Here is a 16,320-nt window from a genome sequence, read left to right on the forward strand (position 1 = left end):
CCGAGCCCGGGCCTTACGAGGAGGTAAGGAAATGCCAGCACTCTCCCCGCGCCGGACATCGCTCAAGTGGCTCGCCATCGGCGGCGCACTCGCACTCATCGGCAGCACCGCAGCGTGTTCGTCGGGCGGCTCCGCCGACACCGGCGGGAAGACCGAGATCACCTACCAGGTCGACAACTCGACGGCGACCGCCGCGACGACGAAGGCCCTGGTGGCTGCATTCGAGAAGGCCTACCCCGACATCAAGGTCAAGGTCGACACCCGCCCCCAGGGCACCGACGGCGACAACCTGGTCAAGACGCAGCTGTCCACCGGCGAGATGTCGGACGTCCTCAGTTACAACTCCGGCTCGCTCCTGCAGGCGCTGAACCCCGACAACACCCTCGTCGACCTCTCCGACGAGAGCTGGGCCAAGGACATCGACGACCAGTACCGCGTGACCGTCAGCACGGACAAGGGCATGTACGGCGCACCGTTCCTGTCCTCCTTCGCCGGCGCGATGCTCTACAACAAGAAGGTCTACGAGAAGCTCGGCCTGAGCGTCCCGACCACGTGGGACGAGTTCATCAGCAACAGCGAGAAGATCAAATCCGCCGGCGGCGTCGCTCCGGTCATCCAGACGTACGGCGAGACCTGGACGAGCCAGCTGCTCGTCCTCGGCGACTTCGCGAACGTGACCGCGCAGCAGTCCGACTGGGCTGAGAAGTACACCGCCCACGAGGAGTCGTACACGAAGGAGCCCGCGCTGGCCGGCTTCGAGCACCTCGCCGAGATCAAGGACAAGGACCTCCTCAACGAGGACTACGCCTCCGCCACCCAGGCGAACGGGCTCAAGATGCTCGCCGACGGCACCGGCGCCCAGTACCCCATGCTCACCAGCGCCATCGCGACCATCCAGCAGGACAACCCGGACGCGGTGAACGACATCGGCGCGTTCGCCATCCCGGCCGACGACGCCGACGACACCACGCTCACGCAGTGGCAGCCGAACAGCCTCTACATCCCGAAGACAGCCGAGGGTGACAAGCTCGAAGCCGCGAAGAAGCTCGTCGCCTTCGCGAACTCGTCCGAGGGATGCAAGGTGCAGAACGACACCAGCACGCCGGGCGGCCCGTACGCGATCAGCTCGTGCACGCTCCCGGACTCCGTCCCGCCGATCGTCTCCGACGTCGCGAAGTACGTCTCCGACAAGAAGGCCGGGTCCGCGCTCGAGTTCCTCTCCCCGATCAAGGGCCCGAACCTCGAGAAGATCTGCGTGCAGGTCGGCTCGGGCATCTCCTCGGCAGCGGTCGGAGCGAAGCAGTACGACCAAGACGTCGTGCAGCAGGCCCAGCAGCTCGGCATCAAGGGCTGGTGACGACGGTGACCGCGACCCTCACGACGGCGGCGGCGCCGCCGCAGATCCTCAAGGCCGGCCCCGGGCCAGCCCGCAAGCGGATGCGCTCGTACTACCCGGCCTGGTTCTTCATCCCGGCGATCGCGCTGTACGTCGTGTTCTTCGCGGTCCCGACCTTCGCGGGGTTCTACTTCTCCCTCACCCGCTGGACGTTGTTCGACCAGACCTTCATCGGCTTCGACAACTTCGTCCGGTTCTTCCAGGACCCGCAGCTCGTCTCCGGGTTCGTGCACACGTTCCAGTACGGGTTCGTGACGAGTGTCGCGAAGGTGGTCCTCGGACTCGCCCTCGCCCTGCTCCTCACGAGCCCGGTACTGGGGCGCGGCTATCTACGCGCCGTCGTGTTCTTCCCGGTGCTCGTCTCCACGATCGGGATCGGCATCACGTTCAAGGCGCTGCTCGACCCGTTCCACGGCATCGTCAACGGCGTGCTCGGCTCGGTCGGCCTCCCCACCCCCGGGTGGTTGACCGATCCGGCGTTGGCCCTGTGGAGCGTTGCCGCGGTGGACATCTGGAAGGGCGTCGGCATCGCGACGCTCATCTTCATCGCCGGCATCGTCGCCATCCCGCAGGAGTACTTCGAAGCAGCCCGCGTCGACGGCGCGAGCGCATGGACGATCTTCCGGAACATCACCCTGCCGTTGTCGCGTCCGGCGATGGGGACGGTCATCATCCTGTCCCTCATCGGCGGGCTGCGGTCCTTCGACCTGATCTGGGCGATGACCGGCGGCGGTCCCGGGTTCACCAGCGACGTCATCGCGAGCGTGATCTACAAGCAGTACCAGGCCGGCTTCTACGGCCTGTCGACCGCGGGGAACGTCGTCCTGTTCGTCGTCGTCACGGCGATCATGGTGCCCATCTCATGGCTCATCAACCGCAAGGAGGCGGAACTGTGACCACCATCGCCGACCGACGGCTCACCGCAGTCTCCTCCAGGCGGAACACGAGGGAGACCACCCGGAAGTGGGTCGTCGGCAGCATCGCCATCGTCGTCAGCTTCGTGGTGTTCCTCGTCCCGTTCACCTTCATCCTGCTCCAGGCGATGAAGTCCCCGGCCGAGGCGAACGAGCTCGGCTTCACGCTCCCGACGCAGTTCCAGCTGTGGCAGAACCTGGCCGCCGTCCTGAGCTCCGGCGACGGGGGCATCCTGCGGGCCTTCCTCAACAGCGCGGTCCTGACCGTCGGGAGCGTCGCCATCATGGTGGTGTTCTCGGCCATGGTCGGGTACACGCTGCAGCGCCGACCGAGCCAGTGGAACGGGGTCATCAACTTCTTCGTCCTCGCCGGCCTGATCGTCCCGCCCGCGATCGTCCCGACGATCTGGGTGCTCCAGGGGCTCAACCTGTTCAAGACGATGGGCGGGATGATCCTCGTCGAGGCGACCTTCGGCCTGTCGTTCTGCATCCTGCTGTTCCGCGCCTTCGTCGCCACCATCCCGAAGGAGCTCGACGAAGCCGCGGTCCTCGACGGAGCCGGACCGATCCGACTGTTCTTCGGCGTGGTGCTGCCACTGCTCAAGCCGGTCATCATCACCGTGGTGCTCGTCCAGTCCGTGACGGTGTTCAACGACTTCACGAACCCGCTCTACTTCCTGCCGGGCGCCGAGAACCAGACCGTCCAACAGACGCTGTTCTCGTTCCAGAGCCAGTCGGTCAGTCAGCTGAACCTGCTCTTCACCGACGTGCTGCTCATCACGATCCCGCCACTGGTCCTCTACATCTTCTTCAACCGGCAGATCGTCGCCGGCATGACCAGCGGCGCCGTCAAGGGCTGACGCCCGACACCATCCGGGAGGCGCGTCTCGCCTCCGCCGGACCATCCACGTCCGTGGGCGGCCCGGTCCCCGAACCCGACACCGGTCGACGACGACCGGTGTCGTGAAAGGACCAGACCCCATGACCAACTGGACCGCATCGTTCCTCGCGAGCGACCACGACCTCGGCAGCGCACCGATCCTGCGCCGGGAGTTCACCCTCGACGACGGCCACGGCGCCGTAGCGAACGCCACCCTCCGGATGAGCGCCCTCGGTGTCGTCGAGGCGTGGATCGACGGGCAGCGCGTCTCCGACCACCTGCTCGAACCCGGCTGGACGAGCTACGAATGGCGTGTCCGTGTCGTGTCCCACGACGTCACGCAACGCCTCGCCCATGACGAGCCCGGACGCACCTCGGTCCTCGCCCTCGTCGTCGGCAAGGGCTGGGCCCTCGGTCGGCTCGGGTGGAGCGGCAAGGGGGCGTGGTACGCCGATGAGCACGCGGGCGCCGCCGAGTTGCGCATCGAGTTCGAGGACGGACACGAGCAGGTGATCGCGACGGACACCGACTGGCAGGCGGTCCCGAGCGGGATCACGGCCGACGACCTGTACGACGGGCAGGACATCGACGCGGGGGTGTCCGACGCGTGGCAGCGCCCCGGCCCGCTCGACGGCGCGAGCGGCGTACGTGCCGTCGACCTCGGTGAGCGCCAGCTCGTTGCCGACACCGTACCCCCGGTGCGACCGCTCGCTGAGATCGCCCCGGTCGAGGTCTGGACGAGCCCGTCCGGTGCCACACTCATGGACTTCGGTGTCAACCTCGTCGGGTGGCTGCGTGTGCGCGCCAGCGGCACCGCCGGCACGGTCCTCACCCTGCGGCACGCCGAGGTCCTCGAGCACGACGAGCTCGGCCTCCGTCCGCTGCGCACTGCCGAGGCGACGGACCACCTCACCCTGAGCGGTGGCGACGAACCGGACGTGTTCGAGCCCCGGTTCACCTTCCACGGCTTCCGGTACGCGTCCGTCGACGGGTGGCCAGGGACGCTCGACGAGCTCTGCGACGCGGTCACCGCTGTGCAGGTCGGCTCCGACCTCACCCGCACCGGAACGTTCTCGTCCAGCCACGACCTGCTGAACACCTTCCACGACAACGTGGTGCGTGGCATGCAGGGGAACTTCCTCAGCGTCCCGACCGACTGCCCACAGCGTGACGAACGCCTCGGCTGGACCGGCGACATCGCCGCGTTCGCCCCGACGGCGTCGTACCTGTTCGACACGAAGGCATTCCTCAGCGACTGGTTGCGCGACGTCTGGCTGGAACAGCAGCACGCCGACGGGATCATCCCGTTCGTCGTCCCGGACGTGCTGAAGTACCAGCCGGCGGAGGACTTCCCCGATCCGGACGCCACCGCGGTCTGGTCGGACGCCGGGGTCTGGGTGCCGTGGACGCTGTACCAGGCGTACGGCGACGCGACCGTGCTCGAGGAGCAGTTCGACTCGATGGCCGCCCACCTCCGACGGATCCGCGACCACCTCTCCCCCGAGGACCTGTGGGACACCGTCTTCCAGTTCGGCGACTGGCTCGACCCGGACGCCCCGCCGGAGGACCCAGCGGCCGCGAAGGCTGACAAGGGCGTCGTCGCGACGATCTGCGCGTTCCGGTCCGCCACCCTTGTGGCAGAGGCGGCCGACGTCCTGGGCGGCCACGAGGCAGAGGGGGCGGAGTTCCGGGAACTCGCCGGACGCCTCCAGGCCGCGTTCCGCACCCACTACCTGCAGGACGACGGCCGGATCCTGTCCGACTGCACGACCGTCTACACGCTGGCGATCGTGTTCGGGATCCTCGACGCCGAGGACGAGCAGCGGGCGGGCGACCGGCTCGCCGAACTGGTCGCGGCGTCCGGGTACCGGATCTCCACCGGTTTCGCCGGCACGCCGTTCATCACCGACGCGCTCACGCAGACCGGGCACCTCGACGACGCGTACCGGCTCCTGCTGCAGACCGAGTGCCCGTCGTGGCTCTACCCGGTCACGATGGGGGCGACCACGGTGTGGGAGCGGTGGGACTCGATGCTGCCCGACGGCACCATCAACCCGGGACAGATGACCTCCTTCAACCACTACGCACTCGGCGCCGTGGCGGACTGGACGCACCGCGTGGTCGGCGGGTTGACGGCGACGGCTCCCGGCTACGCGTCGGTGCGCATCGCCCCGCAGCCCGGCGGTGGCCTGATGTGGGCATCGACGTCGATCGACAGTGTGCACGGGACGATCGCCGTGCGGTGGGAACTCGTCGACGGTGAGCTCGTCGTCGAGGCGACGGTGCCGGAGGGAGTCAGCGCGGTCGTCGCCCTCCCGGGCGCCGAGGAGCAGGCGGCACCGACCGGCACCAGTACGTTCCGCGCTCCCGTGGGAGCTGCCGTGTGAGGTGACGCGCGCAGGAGACGGACGGGAGGCGCGGTGCCGGCTGGCATCGCGCCTCCCGTCCGTCTCCTGCGATCAGAGAGCAGCCAGCCCCGCCCACACGGCACTGCGCTGGTCGTCCTCCAAGCCGTCGGTCGCCAGCGGCAGCACCTGTCCGAACGGGATCGGACGAGCCATGTCGACCATCGGGTTGCTCGTGATGCCGGGGATCGCTCGCTCGAGTACCGCGACGGCGGCAGGGTCTCCGAGGAGATCTCCGAAGACCGTCCGCTCTGGGTCCAGACGGCCCCAGGTGAGGCCTGATGCCGGGTCGGGCGTCTCGACGGCGTCCGGAGCCGAGGTCCGCTCGTACCGTGGACGTGGGGCCACGACCGGCAGGTCGCTCTCCCACGAGTGCGCGCCCGGCTCGGCCTCCACCACGCGACCGTCCGGCAGGTGGACGGTCGCGGCGACCCCGTCAGGCGTCTGTGTCCGGAGCCGCATCCGGCCGTCCTGGACCTCCCAGCGCGAGCGGACGAGGCCGTGTCGCGTCTCGATCGATCCTTCGGCCCAGGTCACGCGCGGGTCGGGTCGTGGGCGGAACGTGACGGACCGGTACCCGGGTGCGGCGGGGGCGATGCCGGCGACGACGGTGTGCAGGAAGTCGATGACGGCGCCCTTCGAGTAGTGGTTGAGCGACTCGTGCGGTCGACCGTCTGCGTCGATGCCGTTCCACGCTTCCCACACCGTCGTCGCCCCACGCTCGAGCATCACCATCCAACCGGGTTCGCCGTCCTGGAAGAGGACGTTGTGCGCCACGTCGGCGTAGCCGTGTCCGGCGAGGACGGGCAGCAGCATCCCGGTAGACAGGAACCCCGTGCCGAGGTGGTTGCCGTTGCGTTCCACGAGCTCGACGAGCGCGTCGGCAGTCGGCTCGACGAGCTCGGCCGGGACGAGCCCGAATGCGAGAGCGCGGACGTGGTTCGCCTGCGTCGGGACGGTCAGGGTGCCGTCGTCGTCGAGGAACTCGGTCCGCCACGCCTCGACCACCCGCGTGGCGAGTGCGCTGTAGCGCTCCGTCGCCTCGACGTCACCGAGGACGGACGCTGCGTCGGCGACGAGTTGCGCCGAGCGTGCGAAGTACGCCGTCGCCACGATGGCCGGGTCCGCCTGCGGTGAGAACGGGACGTCCGGCTCCAGCCACTCGCCCCAGTGCCAGCCGGTGTCCCAGATGTACTGCTCGTGTTCCTGCGCTGCGCCGCGGGCCGCCCGGCTCGCGTGTCGCCCGGAGCGTGCGGTCGCGGCGACGAAGTCGACCCACGCGGTCATCGCCGGGAAGCTCTCCTCGAGCACCGCGGGATCGCCGTAGGCGCGGAAGAGCTCCCACGGGATGATGGTCACGGCGTCGCCCCAACCGGCGGACCCGTCGAAGGAGATCGGGACGACGGGTTCGGCTTCGATCCCACAGTCCGGTGCGACGTTCGTCACCTTGCCGTCGGCGTGCTGGTCGTCGCGGAGGGACTGCAGCCACTTGGCCGCGAAACCGTCGATGTCGTCGAGGAACGCCGCCGAACGGGCGAAGATCTGGAAGTCGCCGGTGTACCCCCACCGCTCGCGTTGCGGGCAGTCGGTGGGGACGTCGAGGGTGTTCGACCGCCACGATGCGACGGCGATGCGGTGGAGCGCGTCGAGTCGGTCGTTGCTGCACGCAAACGATCCGGTGTGGCGCATGTCGGACCGGACCTGGTGCGCGACGAGGTCGTGCTCCTCCAGATCGTGGTGGAGTCCGTCGACGGCGACGTAGCGGAACCCGTGGGACGTGTGACGCGGTTCGAAGACGTCGCCGGGCACCCCGCGTAACGTCACCCGGTCGACCTGACCCACCGGCAGCGGTGGCAACCCGGGCAACACCGTGATGTCGAGGTGGTCGAGCGTCAGGTCGCCCTCCGGATCCAGAGCCTCACCGTGCGTGAGGACGACGGTGGTGTCGGCCGGCCCGAGCGCGCGGAGTTCGACCCAGCCGTTGAGGTCCTGCCCGAAGTCCACGATCTGCCGGCCGCTCGGCAGCCGCTCGATGCGCACCGGTCGGTACTGCTCGGCCTTCCGGACCGGCGGCGCCGGCGAGTACCCGAGCCTGGACCGGTCCTTCGTCAACGGGCCCGTCGAGAGCACCACCGGCCCCCACACGGTCCGTCCGGTGTGGCGCAGGTCGGTCGTCTGCCCGTCCATCAGGTCCGCGGCGACGATGGTGCCGAGTCCGGTCTCCCAGCTGTCGTCGGTCACGACGGAGAACGCGCTGTCCTCGAGACGACCGGTCAGCGCGGCGAGCAACGCGGTCTCCGTCCCGAAGCTGTCCGGTACCCGGTGGGCGCCCGTGCGTCCGCGGAACCACCCGTCGCTCAGCACGACGGTGAGCTCGTTCTCCCCCGATCGGAGGAGGGCCGTGACGTCGTACTGCTGGACGTAGAGCGTCTTCGCGTAGCTGGTGAGTCCCGGAGTGAGTTCCTGGTCGCCGACGCGGGTGCCGTTGATGAACGCCTCGTACACGCCGTGCGCGGTGATGGTCAGCTGCGCCTCGTGCACCGGCCCCTGGAGCTCGAAGGTCCGTCGGAAGACGGGAGCTGGTCGACACCCTGCGGGTGGGACGGACCCGGGGCGGCTGATCCACTTCGCGTCAGCGAGGTGCTCCGCCGCGGAGACCTGGTCGATGAGGGCGTTCTGCAAGTCGTTCTTCCCGTTCGGTGAAGGCGCGCTGCGCGGCGCGCGGTGAGGCGATCAGCTCCGGAGCGCGCGGAGGACGAAGCGGAGGGCACGAGCGCCCTCAGGTGTTGCGGGACCGAGCAGACCGATGGCGTGGTTGGCGTCCGGGGCGTAGCTGAGGCTTCCGAGGTTCCCGCTCGCGGTGAGCGCGCGGTGCAGTCCGAGCGCGTCCGGCAGGAGGATGTCCCGCCCTCCGGTGACGATGTGGACGGGTGGGAGCCCTTCCATCGGGCCGTGCACGGGGCTCACCTCGGGATCCGAGGTGGCAGCGCCAGCTGCCCAGACGACGCCCCACGCGCGGAGCTCGTCGGCGCGGAGGATGACGTCCCAGTCGGCGAGCGCTCCGATCGCGGGTTTGGTGAGTTCGACGTCGATCCACGGGCTGAGGAGGATCAGGGTCCGTACGCCTCCGGGCTGCCGCTGGACCGCGCCGAGGGCGAGACCGCCGCCGGCGGAGTCGCCCATCACGTGGACGTTGCTGGGACCGTACGTCGTGATGGCCTCGTCGAGGACCGATCGGACCAAGGCGTGTGCCGCCGCGGCGTCGCCCTGCGGTGCGACCTGGTACAGCGGGACGACCGCGTCCACGCCGCCGCGGCGGACGAACCGAGCAACGGCGGTCCAGTGGGACGGAGACACGGGCTGCGCGTAGCCGCCTCCGGGGAGGAACACGAGCGCTCGTCGAGCGTTCGCGGCTCGAGCCCGGAGGGTGACGACGGGTCGTCCCTGCACCTGCCGCTCCTCGACACGGACCTGCTTCCGGACGCCGGCCGGGATGTCCGCCGGCTCAGGTGCGCCGTCTCGGCGGCGGTGCTGGACCGCTGCTTCGACGGAACCGGCTTCGTCGCTGTGCGTGATGACGCGACGGAGGATCCCGTCGAGCAGGAGTGCGCGGAGGGACATGCGTGTTCTCGTTCCTGGTACCGCAGGCGGCACGACGACCGTTGTACCGCCTGCGGGGAGGGGTCAGTAGTGCGTGCCGCCGTCGATGCGGACCTCGGTGCCCGTGATGAACCGACCGTCGTCGCTCGCGAGCATCGCGACCACGCCCGCGACCGTGTCAGGGCCGGCGAAGCCCTGTCCGAGGCCGGGCTGTAGTTTCATCATGAGCATCAGGTCGGCGTCCTCGGGGAGACCCGGTCCGACGGACTGCCGGCTCGCGCCGCTGCCGTCGGTCATCCCCGAGGAGATCGATCCGGGCTGCACGGCGGTGAACCGGACACCCTGCTTCGAGTACTCGGCCGCCAACGCGTGGGTCATCGACTGGATGCCACCCTTGCTGGCGGCGTACGCCGCCATGTACGGGTGCGCGAAGCCGGCGGACGTGGAGCTGAAGTTCACCACGGCGGCGCCGTCGGCGTCGAGCAGTGCCGGCAGCGCCTCGCGGATCACGAGGAAGGTCCCGATCAGGTTGACGCGGATGACCCTCTCGAAGTCGGACAGCTGCATCTCGTGCGTGTGCGCGGACCGCAGGATGCCGGCCGCGTTCACGAGCGAGTCGAGCCCGTGGAGCAGTTCGACGGCCCGGGCGACGCCGTCGCGGACGGACTCCTCGTTCCCGATGTCCATGACGACGGTCTGCAGTCGTGCCGCGTCGCCGCCGGCCTTGGCTCGCGTGTCGTCGAGGCCGGTGTCGCTGATGTCGGCCGCGACGACCTGCGCGCCCTCGGCGAGGAACCGCAGGACGGTGGCCTGCCCGATCCCGGATCCGCCCCCGGTGATCAGGACGCGGCGGTCTTGGTGTCGTTGCATCGTCTGGTACTCCTGGTCCTCGGCCGGTCAGGCCGTCGTCGTGGTGTTCGCCACGTCGGCGTCCGACGCTGCGGTGGTCGCAGTGTGGGTGGTGGTCGCCGGCTGCTGGTCGGTCGCGCTCTGCCGGCTGAGCGCCATGAGCGACTCCAGCGCCTCCGGCGGGAAGAGGTTGCCGACGAACGCGAGGAACTGCTGCATCGGCATCGACTCGACCATGCGGAGCTGGTCCTCCTGCTCCGCCATCTGCTCGCGCTGGTCCTCCGGGATCGCCGCGGCCATGCCCTCGCGCATGACGGGGCCCACCACGGGGTGGCCGAGCCACTCGCCGATGGTCGAGTCCATGGTGAGCGGAGCGAGACGAGTCTCACCGACGAGGGTGAGCTGCTGCTCGGCGACGATGGTGTCCGCGTCGGTCCCGACCTGCACGGTGTAGTCGCCGGGGGCCACGACCCAGTCCCGCTCGACGGAGTCCCAGTACGCGAACGCGCGACGGTCCAGCTCGAAGCGGACCGTGGTGGACTCACCCGGCGCGAGGTCGACCTTCGCGAATCGTCGGAGCTCCCGCACCGGACGCCGCACCGGACCGGCCTCGGTCGCCACGTAGAGCTGGACGACGTGTGCACCAGCGACCGGGCCGCTGTTCGTCACCGTGACCGACGCCTCGACCGTGGTCTCGTCGACGACGCGCGCCTCGAGGAGGTCGGTGGAGAAGGTCGTGTACGACAGCCCGTACCCGAACGGGTAGCGCGGCAGCACCCCGAGGGACGAGTGGTACCGGTACCCGACGAAGACACCCTCGCCGTACCGGACGTGTCCCTGCTCCCCTGGGAAGTTGAGGAAGCTCGGTGTGTCGGTGAGCTGCTGCGGGATCGTCTCGGCGAGGTGTCCGGACGGGTTCGCCACGCCGTAGAGCAGGTTCGCCAGCGCGGAACCCGCGGCCTGCCCCAGCAGGAACCCGTCGAGCACGGCGTCGACGTCGTCGTGCCACGGGTCGAGGGCCACGACACCGCCGTGCGAGAGCACGACGACGGTCTTCGGCGCCACCGCGGCGACCGCGCGGATCAGGGCGACCTGCTCCGCGGGCAGGTCGATGCCCTCACGGTCGAAGCCCTCCGACTCGTCCGCCTCGGCGAGGCCGACGAACACGACGGCGACCTCGCTCGTCCGAGCCAGTTCGACCGCTTCGGCGCGCAGCGTCTCGCCGTCGTCATGGCCGGTTCCCGGGGCGAAGGCGAGCTGCTGTCCGAGTCGTTCGGCGTGCTGCTGCATCGCCTCGAGCGGCACGTCGACGCGGGTCGGGTTGATGTGCGAGCTCCCGCCGCCCTGGAAGCGTGGCTCGACGGCGAACCTGCCGATGACCGCGACGGAGGCCGCCCGGTCGAGCGGCAGGACGCCGCCCTCGTTGCGGAGGAGCACGGCGGATCCCTCGGCGAGTTCACGCGCGAGGGTGTGACCGGCGTCCGCCTCGAGTTCGCCCTCTGCGTCCGCGACGAGTTCGGTCAGCGCCAGGACGCGGGCGACCGACTGCTCGACGGCGTCCGCTGAGAGCTCCCCGCTCTGCACCGCGTCGACGATCTCGGCGTCGGTACGGCCACCGCTGCCGGGCATCTCGAGGTCCATGCCGGCAGCGACGCCGGCGACGCGGTTGCTCACGGCCCCCCAGTCGGAGACGACAGCACCGGTGAAGCCCCAGTCGTGCCGGAGGACGTCCGTGAGCAGCCAGTGGTTCTCGGACGCGTAGACGCCGTTCACCTTGTTGTAGGAGCACATGACCGTCGCGGGCGCAGCCTCTGTCACGACCCGTTCGAACGCCGGCAGGTAGAGCTCGCGCAACGTGCGCTCGTCGACGTCGGCGCTGACGCGCATCCGGTCGGTCTCCTGGTTGTTCGCCGCGAAGTGCTTCACCGAGGCGCCGACACCGGCGGCCTGCAACGCGGTCACGTAGTCCGCGCCGAGGACGCCGGACAGGTACGGGTCCTCGCTGTAGTACTCGAAGTTCCGGCCGCACAGGGGGCTCCGCTTGATGTTGACGCCGGGGCCGAGCACGATGTGCACGCCCAGCGCGCGCGCCTCGGAGGCGATCTGCGAGCCCATGCGCGCCGCGGCCGTCGGGTCCCAGCTCGAGCCGATGGCGACGGCCGGCGGGAAGCACGTGGCCGGCTCGCTGTGGTTGATGCCGAGGTGGTCCGCACCGGCACGCTGCATACGCACGCCGTGCGGGCCGTCGGTCATGACGACGGACGGCACACCGTGCTCCGGCATCGCCTTCGTGGACCAGAAGTCGCGCCCGGAGAGCAGGGAGGCCTGCTCCTCGAGGGTGAGGTCGCTCGGATCGGTGTTCATGCGGAGACCGCTTCCTTGGTGCTGGAGCCGCTGACGGCGGCGATGACGTCTTCGAGGTCCGTGCGCATGGCGGAGGAGTCGCCGGGGATGAAGTCGAGCATCGTGCTCAACGAGATGCCCGCAGCTTCCGGCGCCGTCGCGTCGATCGGGATGCCGGGAAGGTGTCGGGCGAACACCTCCGAGATCCGCGCCCACACGGTCGGGCTCGCGCCGAGCTTCGACAGCGGCGTGTCCATCGTGACGACGGACGCCGTCGGGTCGTCCGCGAGTGCGTACTCCCACTCGTGGGTCCCGCCCTCGACCTGTTCTACGAGGCCTTCCGCGTGCAGCGGCGGGACGATCTCGGCACTGGTGCCGTCCGGGAGCGTGACCGCCAGGCGACCGCGGCCGTCCTCGAGGGACCAGGACACCTCGATGCGACCGTCGACGACGTCGTGGACGAGCGAGGCGCTCGTCAGCCCGACGCCGGGCAGCGGGGCGATGCGGACGCTGCGGTAGCCGGGCGCGGTGGCGGTGAGGCCGCCGATCGTCCGGTGCATCCAGTCGGCGACGGCACCGAGGGCGTAGTGGTTCAGCGAGGTCATCCCCGAGGGGTTGATCGTACCGTCCTGGCGGACCGAGTCCCAGCGCTCCCAGATCGTGGTCGCGCCCATGGAGACCGGGTAGAGGAACGACGGGCACCGCTCCTGCGTGAGGAGCAGGTACGCCTCCTCGAGGTGCCCGGTGCTGCTGAGCGCGTCGGTGACCAGCGGTGTGCCGGCGAACCCGGTGGAGATCGTGTAGCCGTTCTTCGCGACGACGTCCGCCAGTCGGTCGCCGGCGTGCGCCCGCTGCTCGGGGTCGAGCAGGTCGAAGACGATCGCCAGGGCGTACGCGGTCGCGCTCTCGTTGGTGAGGCGGCCGGCCGGCGTGACGTACTCCCGCAGGAATCCGGCACGGACGCGGTCGGCGAGCGCCGTGAACTCCGCCGCGTCCTCAGACGCGTCGAGGACCTCGGCAGCCTGTGCCATCTCACGGGCGACCTTCGCGAAGTAGGCGGTGGCCACGAGGTGCCGGTCGGTCTTGCCGCCGGCCGGGTTCTCGTCGGGTGCGTCCGGGTCGAGCCAGTCGCCGTACTGGAACCCGGACGACCACGTCGCGTGCTCGTCGAGTCGGCCGGCGACGTCGCGGACGAAGGACGTCATCGACTCGTAGGAACGCTCGAGGATCGCTGCGTCACCGTAGTGCTGGTAGAGCGTCCAGGGCAGGCTGACGGCGACGTCGCTCCACAACGCAGTCGGCGTCGACGCGTTCGACAGGACGTCCGGGACGACCCACGGGACGAAGCCCTTCTCCTGCTGTTCGAGCGCGAGGTCGCGCAGCCAGGAGCCGAGCACGCCGCGGACGTCGTACAGGAAGGACGCCGTCGGGGCGAAGGCGTTGATGTCGCCGGTCCAGCCGAGGCGCTCGTCGCGCTGCGGGCAGTCCGTGGGGACGCCGACGAAGTTGTCGCGCATGGACCAGACGACGTTCTCGTGCAGGCGGTTCAGCCGCTCGTCTGAGGTGGTCAGCCACCCGGTGCGGCGCATGTCGGTGTGGACCACGACCGCGCGGAAGGCCGCTCCCAGGTCGTCGCCCTCCCAGCCGTCGACCTGGACGTAGCGGAAACCGTGGAAGGTGAAGCGGGGCTCCCACTCCTGGTCGGCTCGGCCGTTCCCGGTGTAGACGTCGGTGGCCTTCGCGGTACGGAGGGTCTCGAGGTCGATCTCGCCGCCGGTCATCCATTCGGCGTGGCGCAGGGTGATCTCCCGGCCTTCGGGGACCGTGCCGTGCAGGCGGACCCAGCCGCTGATCTCCTGGCCGAAGTCGAGGACGGTCCGGCCGGACGGCGTGCGGAGCACCGCGACCGGGGCGAGTTCCTCGACCCGGCGGATCGGCTCGCTGGTGGGGTCTTCGACGGGACCGGCCCAGTCGAGGAGCACCGCCGAGGACCAGGCCTCGTCGTCGAAGCCCGGCGCGTCCCAACCGTCGGGCTCGAGTCGAGCGTCGTGCGTCTCGCCGTCGTAGATCGACGCGCTCCGTGTCGCGCCGGTGCCGACCGACCACGACTCATCCGAGACGACGGTCTCGGTGCGGTCGGCGTAGGTCAGTTCGAGCTGCACCGAGAGTCCGCGCCGGTCCGAGAAGTGCTGGGACCGGTCGTCCCAGCCGAGTCGGCCGAGCGCCCAACCGTCAGCGACGACCGCACCGATCACGTTGCCGCCCGCGTGCAGGTCGTCGGTGACGTCGTACGTCGATGCGATCAGTCGGTTCCGGTACGAGGTCCACCCCGGCGCGAGTACCTCGTCGCCGACCCGGGTGCCGTTCAGCCACGGCTCGACGATGCCGACCGCCGTCACGCGCAGGAGGGCACGTGTCGGCTTCGCCTCGAGCTGGATCTCCTTGCGGAAGTACGACGCGGGCGTCTCCTCCCCGGAGTGGTCGGTGCTGGGGGTGATGAAGGGAGCACGCCAGTCGAGCGTCATCATCGTCCTTTCGTGGTGTTGGTGGGTCAACGGACGGACTTGATCCGCGTGGCCAGGAAGCCACCGATCAGGGTGCAGACGCCCGCGAGCAGGTAGAGGATCGTGTAGTTCTTCTCGCCGCCGGTGGCACCGAGGAGCAGGAACACCGGGGCGAGCAGCGGGGCGACCGCCTGCGGGACGCTCGTCGCGAATCCGGTGATGCCCATGAAGCGGCCGGCGTCGGTCTCACGCTCGGGCAGCACGTCGAGCAGCAGCGCCTGGTCGACCGCGGAGAACATGCCGACACCGATGCTGCTGATGAGCGAGCCGGCGATGAGGAGGGGGAGGTCGTACGAGAACGCCATCACGACCGCGCCGAGGGCGAAGAGGATGCCGCTCAGGAACACGAACACCCGGCGACGTCGGAGCTTGTCGGACAGGAAGCCGCCGCCGATCGCGCCGAGCGTGGTGGTCAGGATGCCGCCGACGGAGACGATCGCGATGAGCCCGGCGACGGCGGTGAGCGTCAGGTCGAGGCGCTGCGCGAAGAAGAACGCGGTGAAGGTCGTGTTGAGGGACAGACCGAAGTAGAAGAAGAAGCGACCCAGCCAGTTCCAGCCGTAGTCCGGGTACTGCCGCGGGTTGAAGACGAACTTCTTCAGCGTCGAGCCGATGCTGAGCGGCGGGAACTTCATGCGTCGACTGTCCGGCTCGCCGACGAACAGGATGAACAGGAGCGTGAGCACGACGCCGATGGCACCCGGGACGAGGAACAGCAGCAGTGCGTTCGACGCGAACGAACCGGCCGCCACGACACCGAGCACCGGCGCGACCTGGGTCGCGAAGCCGATGAGTCCTGCAACCTTCCCGCGCTGCTGCTCCGGGAGCCGGTCAGCGGTGCGGTTGGTCAGGGATGCGAGGACCTGTCCCCAACCGGCCTGGGCGAGGACCCATCCGACGCCGAGGACGAAGACGCTCGGCGCGGTGGCCATCACGAACAGGGCCACGATCCCGACGAGCATGCCGACGATGGTGAAGGGCTTGCGTCGGCCGATGCGGGTGCGGGTGCGGTCGCTGAGGACGCCGAAGAACGGTGCGGTGAGGACGACCCAACCCGCGCCGGCGCCGGTGATGTAGCCCAGGTACTCCTCGTGACCGGGCGCGAGCGCTTGCAGGCGGATCGAGAGCGAGATCGCCAGCGGCGTGATGAAGGCCACGAAGGTGCCGAACTGGGCGATCACCATCAGCCAGATCCACTTGGCGCTGACGGACTCGGTGACGTCCTCGAGGACGGTCGCGGTCGAGACGGTGACGGGCGACTCCGGCGGATCCTGGATCGCGAGGGTCTGGTCGGCGATGCCGGGGGCGGTCGGCGTGGGGATCTTCTGCGACGCGTCGTGCGCGCTGGAACGTCGGGACATCTGTGACT

General features: G+C 69.7%; 10 protein-coding genes. 4 read left to right on the forward strand and 6 right to left on the reverse strand.

What is annotated here, in order from left to right:
• Nucleotides 1-31: 31 nt before the first annotated feature.
• From J2X59_RS09050 to J2X59_RS09065, 4 genes are all read left to right on the forward strand, one after another.
• Nucleotides 32-1,357 (forward strand): ABC transporter substrate-binding protein, encoded by a 1,326-nt coding sequence (locus J2X59_RS09050; RefSeq protein ID WP_326496441.1) that lies wholly within the window; start codon nucleotides 32-34, stop codon nucleotides 1,355-1,357.
• Nucleotides 1,358-1,362: 5 nt separating this feature from the next.
• Nucleotides 1,363-2,292: a carbohydrate ABC transporter permease gene (locus tag J2X59_RS09055; protein WP_442781427.1), complete on the forward strand. Its 930-nt coding sequence runs from the start codon at nucleotides 1,363-1,365 to the stop codon at nucleotides 2,290-2,292.
• Nucleotides 2,289-3,170, forward strand: coding sequence for a carbohydrate ABC transporter permease (locus J2X59_RS09060; protein ID WP_442781423.1), 882 nt, complete (start codon nucleotides 2,289-2,291; stop codon nucleotides 3,168-3,170). Before J2X59_RS09055 ends, J2X59_RS09060 begins: the two co-directional genes overlap by 4 nt.
• Nucleotides 3,171-3,291: 121 nt before the next feature.
• Complete coding sequence (locus J2X59_RS09065) at nucleotides 3,292-5,577, forward strand: alpha-L-rhamnosidase (RefSeq protein ID WP_326496442.1); 2,286 nt, start codon at nucleotides 3,292-3,294, stop codon at nucleotides 5,575-5,577.
• A 72-nt stretch (nucleotides 5,578-5,649) separates the two neighbouring features.
• Here J2X59_RS09065 and J2X59_RS09070 read toward each other — a convergent pair whose 3' ends face one another.
• The 6 genes from J2X59_RS09070 to J2X59_RS09095 form a co-directional block, all read right to left on the reverse strand.
• Nucleotides 5,650-8,277, reverse strand: coding sequence for a family 78 glycoside hydrolase catalytic domain (locus J2X59_RS09070; RefSeq protein ID WP_326496443.1), 2,628 nt, complete (start codon nucleotides 8,275-8,277; stop codon nucleotides 5,650-5,652).
• 51 nt (nucleotides 8,278-8,328) lie between these two features.
• Nucleotides 8,329-9,216: an alpha/beta hydrolase gene (locus J2X59_RS09075; RefSeq protein WP_326496444.1), complete on the reverse strand. Its 888-nt coding sequence runs from the start codon at nucleotides 9,214-9,216 to the stop codon at nucleotides 8,329-8,331.
• Nucleotides 9,217-9,279: 63 nt separating this feature from the next.
• Entirely contained in the window at nucleotides 9,280-10,065 is a 786-nt protein-coding gene (locus J2X59_RS09080; protein WP_326496445.1) for an SDR family NAD(P)-dependent oxidoreductase, read from the reverse strand.
• A gap of 27 nt (nucleotides 10,066-10,092) precedes the next feature.
• Nucleotides 10,093-12,408 carry a glycoside hydrolase family 3 C-terminal domain-containing protein gene (locus J2X59_RS09085; RefSeq protein ID WP_326496446.1) on the reverse strand — a complete coding sequence of 772 codons (2,316 nt, stop codon included), beginning with the start codon at nucleotides 12,406-12,408 and terminating at the stop codon, nucleotides 10,093-10,095.
• Nucleotides 12,405-14,915 carry an alpha-L-rhamnosidase gene (locus J2X59_RS09090; RefSeq protein WP_326496447.1) on the reverse strand — a complete coding sequence of 837 codons (2,511 nt, stop codon included), beginning with the start codon at nucleotides 14,913-14,915 and terminating at the stop codon, nucleotides 12,405-12,407. Before J2X59_RS09090 ends, J2X59_RS09085 begins: the two co-directional genes overlap by 4 nt.
• A gap of 23 nt (nucleotides 14,916-14,938) precedes the next feature.
• Nucleotides 14,939-16,312 carry an MFS transporter gene (locus tag J2X59_RS09095; RefSeq protein WP_326496448.1) on the reverse strand — a complete coding sequence of 458 codons (1,374 nt, stop codon included), beginning with the start codon at nucleotides 16,310-16,312 and terminating at the stop codon, nucleotides 14,939-14,941.
• Nucleotides 16,313-16,320: the final 8 nt, after the last annotated feature.

Source organism: Curtobacterium sp. 260 (assembly GCF_030803485.1).
Taxonomy (GTDB): domain Bacteria; phylum Actinomycetota; class Actinomycetes; order Actinomycetales; family Microbacteriaceae; genus Curtobacterium.

What these genes read in the sequence shown, in the direction of transcription:
- J2X59_RS09050 (WP_326496441.1), top strand. Translation starts at nt 32, where the DNA reads ATGCCAGCACTCTCCCCGCGCCGGACATCGCTCAAGTGGCTCGCCATC.
- J2X59_RS09085 (WP_326496446.1), bottom strand. Translation starts at nt 12,408, where the DNA reads ATGAACACCGATCCGAGCGACCTCACCCTCGAGGAGCAGGCCTCCCTG.
- J2X59_RS09095 (WP_326496448.1), bottom strand. Translation starts at nt 16,312, where the DNA reads ATGTCCCGACGTTCCAGCGCGCACGACGCGTCGCAGAAGATCCCCACG.
- J2X59_RS09090 (WP_326496447.1), bottom strand. Translation starts at nt 14,915, where the DNA reads ATGATGACGCTCGACTGGCGTGCTCCCTTCATCACCCCCAGCACCGAC.
- J2X59_RS09065 (WP_326496442.1), top strand. Translation starts at nt 3,292, where the DNA reads ATGACCAACTGGACCGCATCGTTCCTCGCGAGCGACCACGACCTCGGC.
- J2X59_RS09080 (WP_326496445.1), bottom strand. Translation starts at nt 10,065, where the DNA reads ATGCAACGACACCAAGACCGCCGCGTCCTGATCACCGGGGGCGGATCC.
- J2X59_RS09075 (WP_326496444.1), bottom strand. Translation starts at nt 9,216, where the DNA reads ATGTCCCTCCGCGCACTCCTGCTCGACGGGATCCTCCGTCGCGTCATC.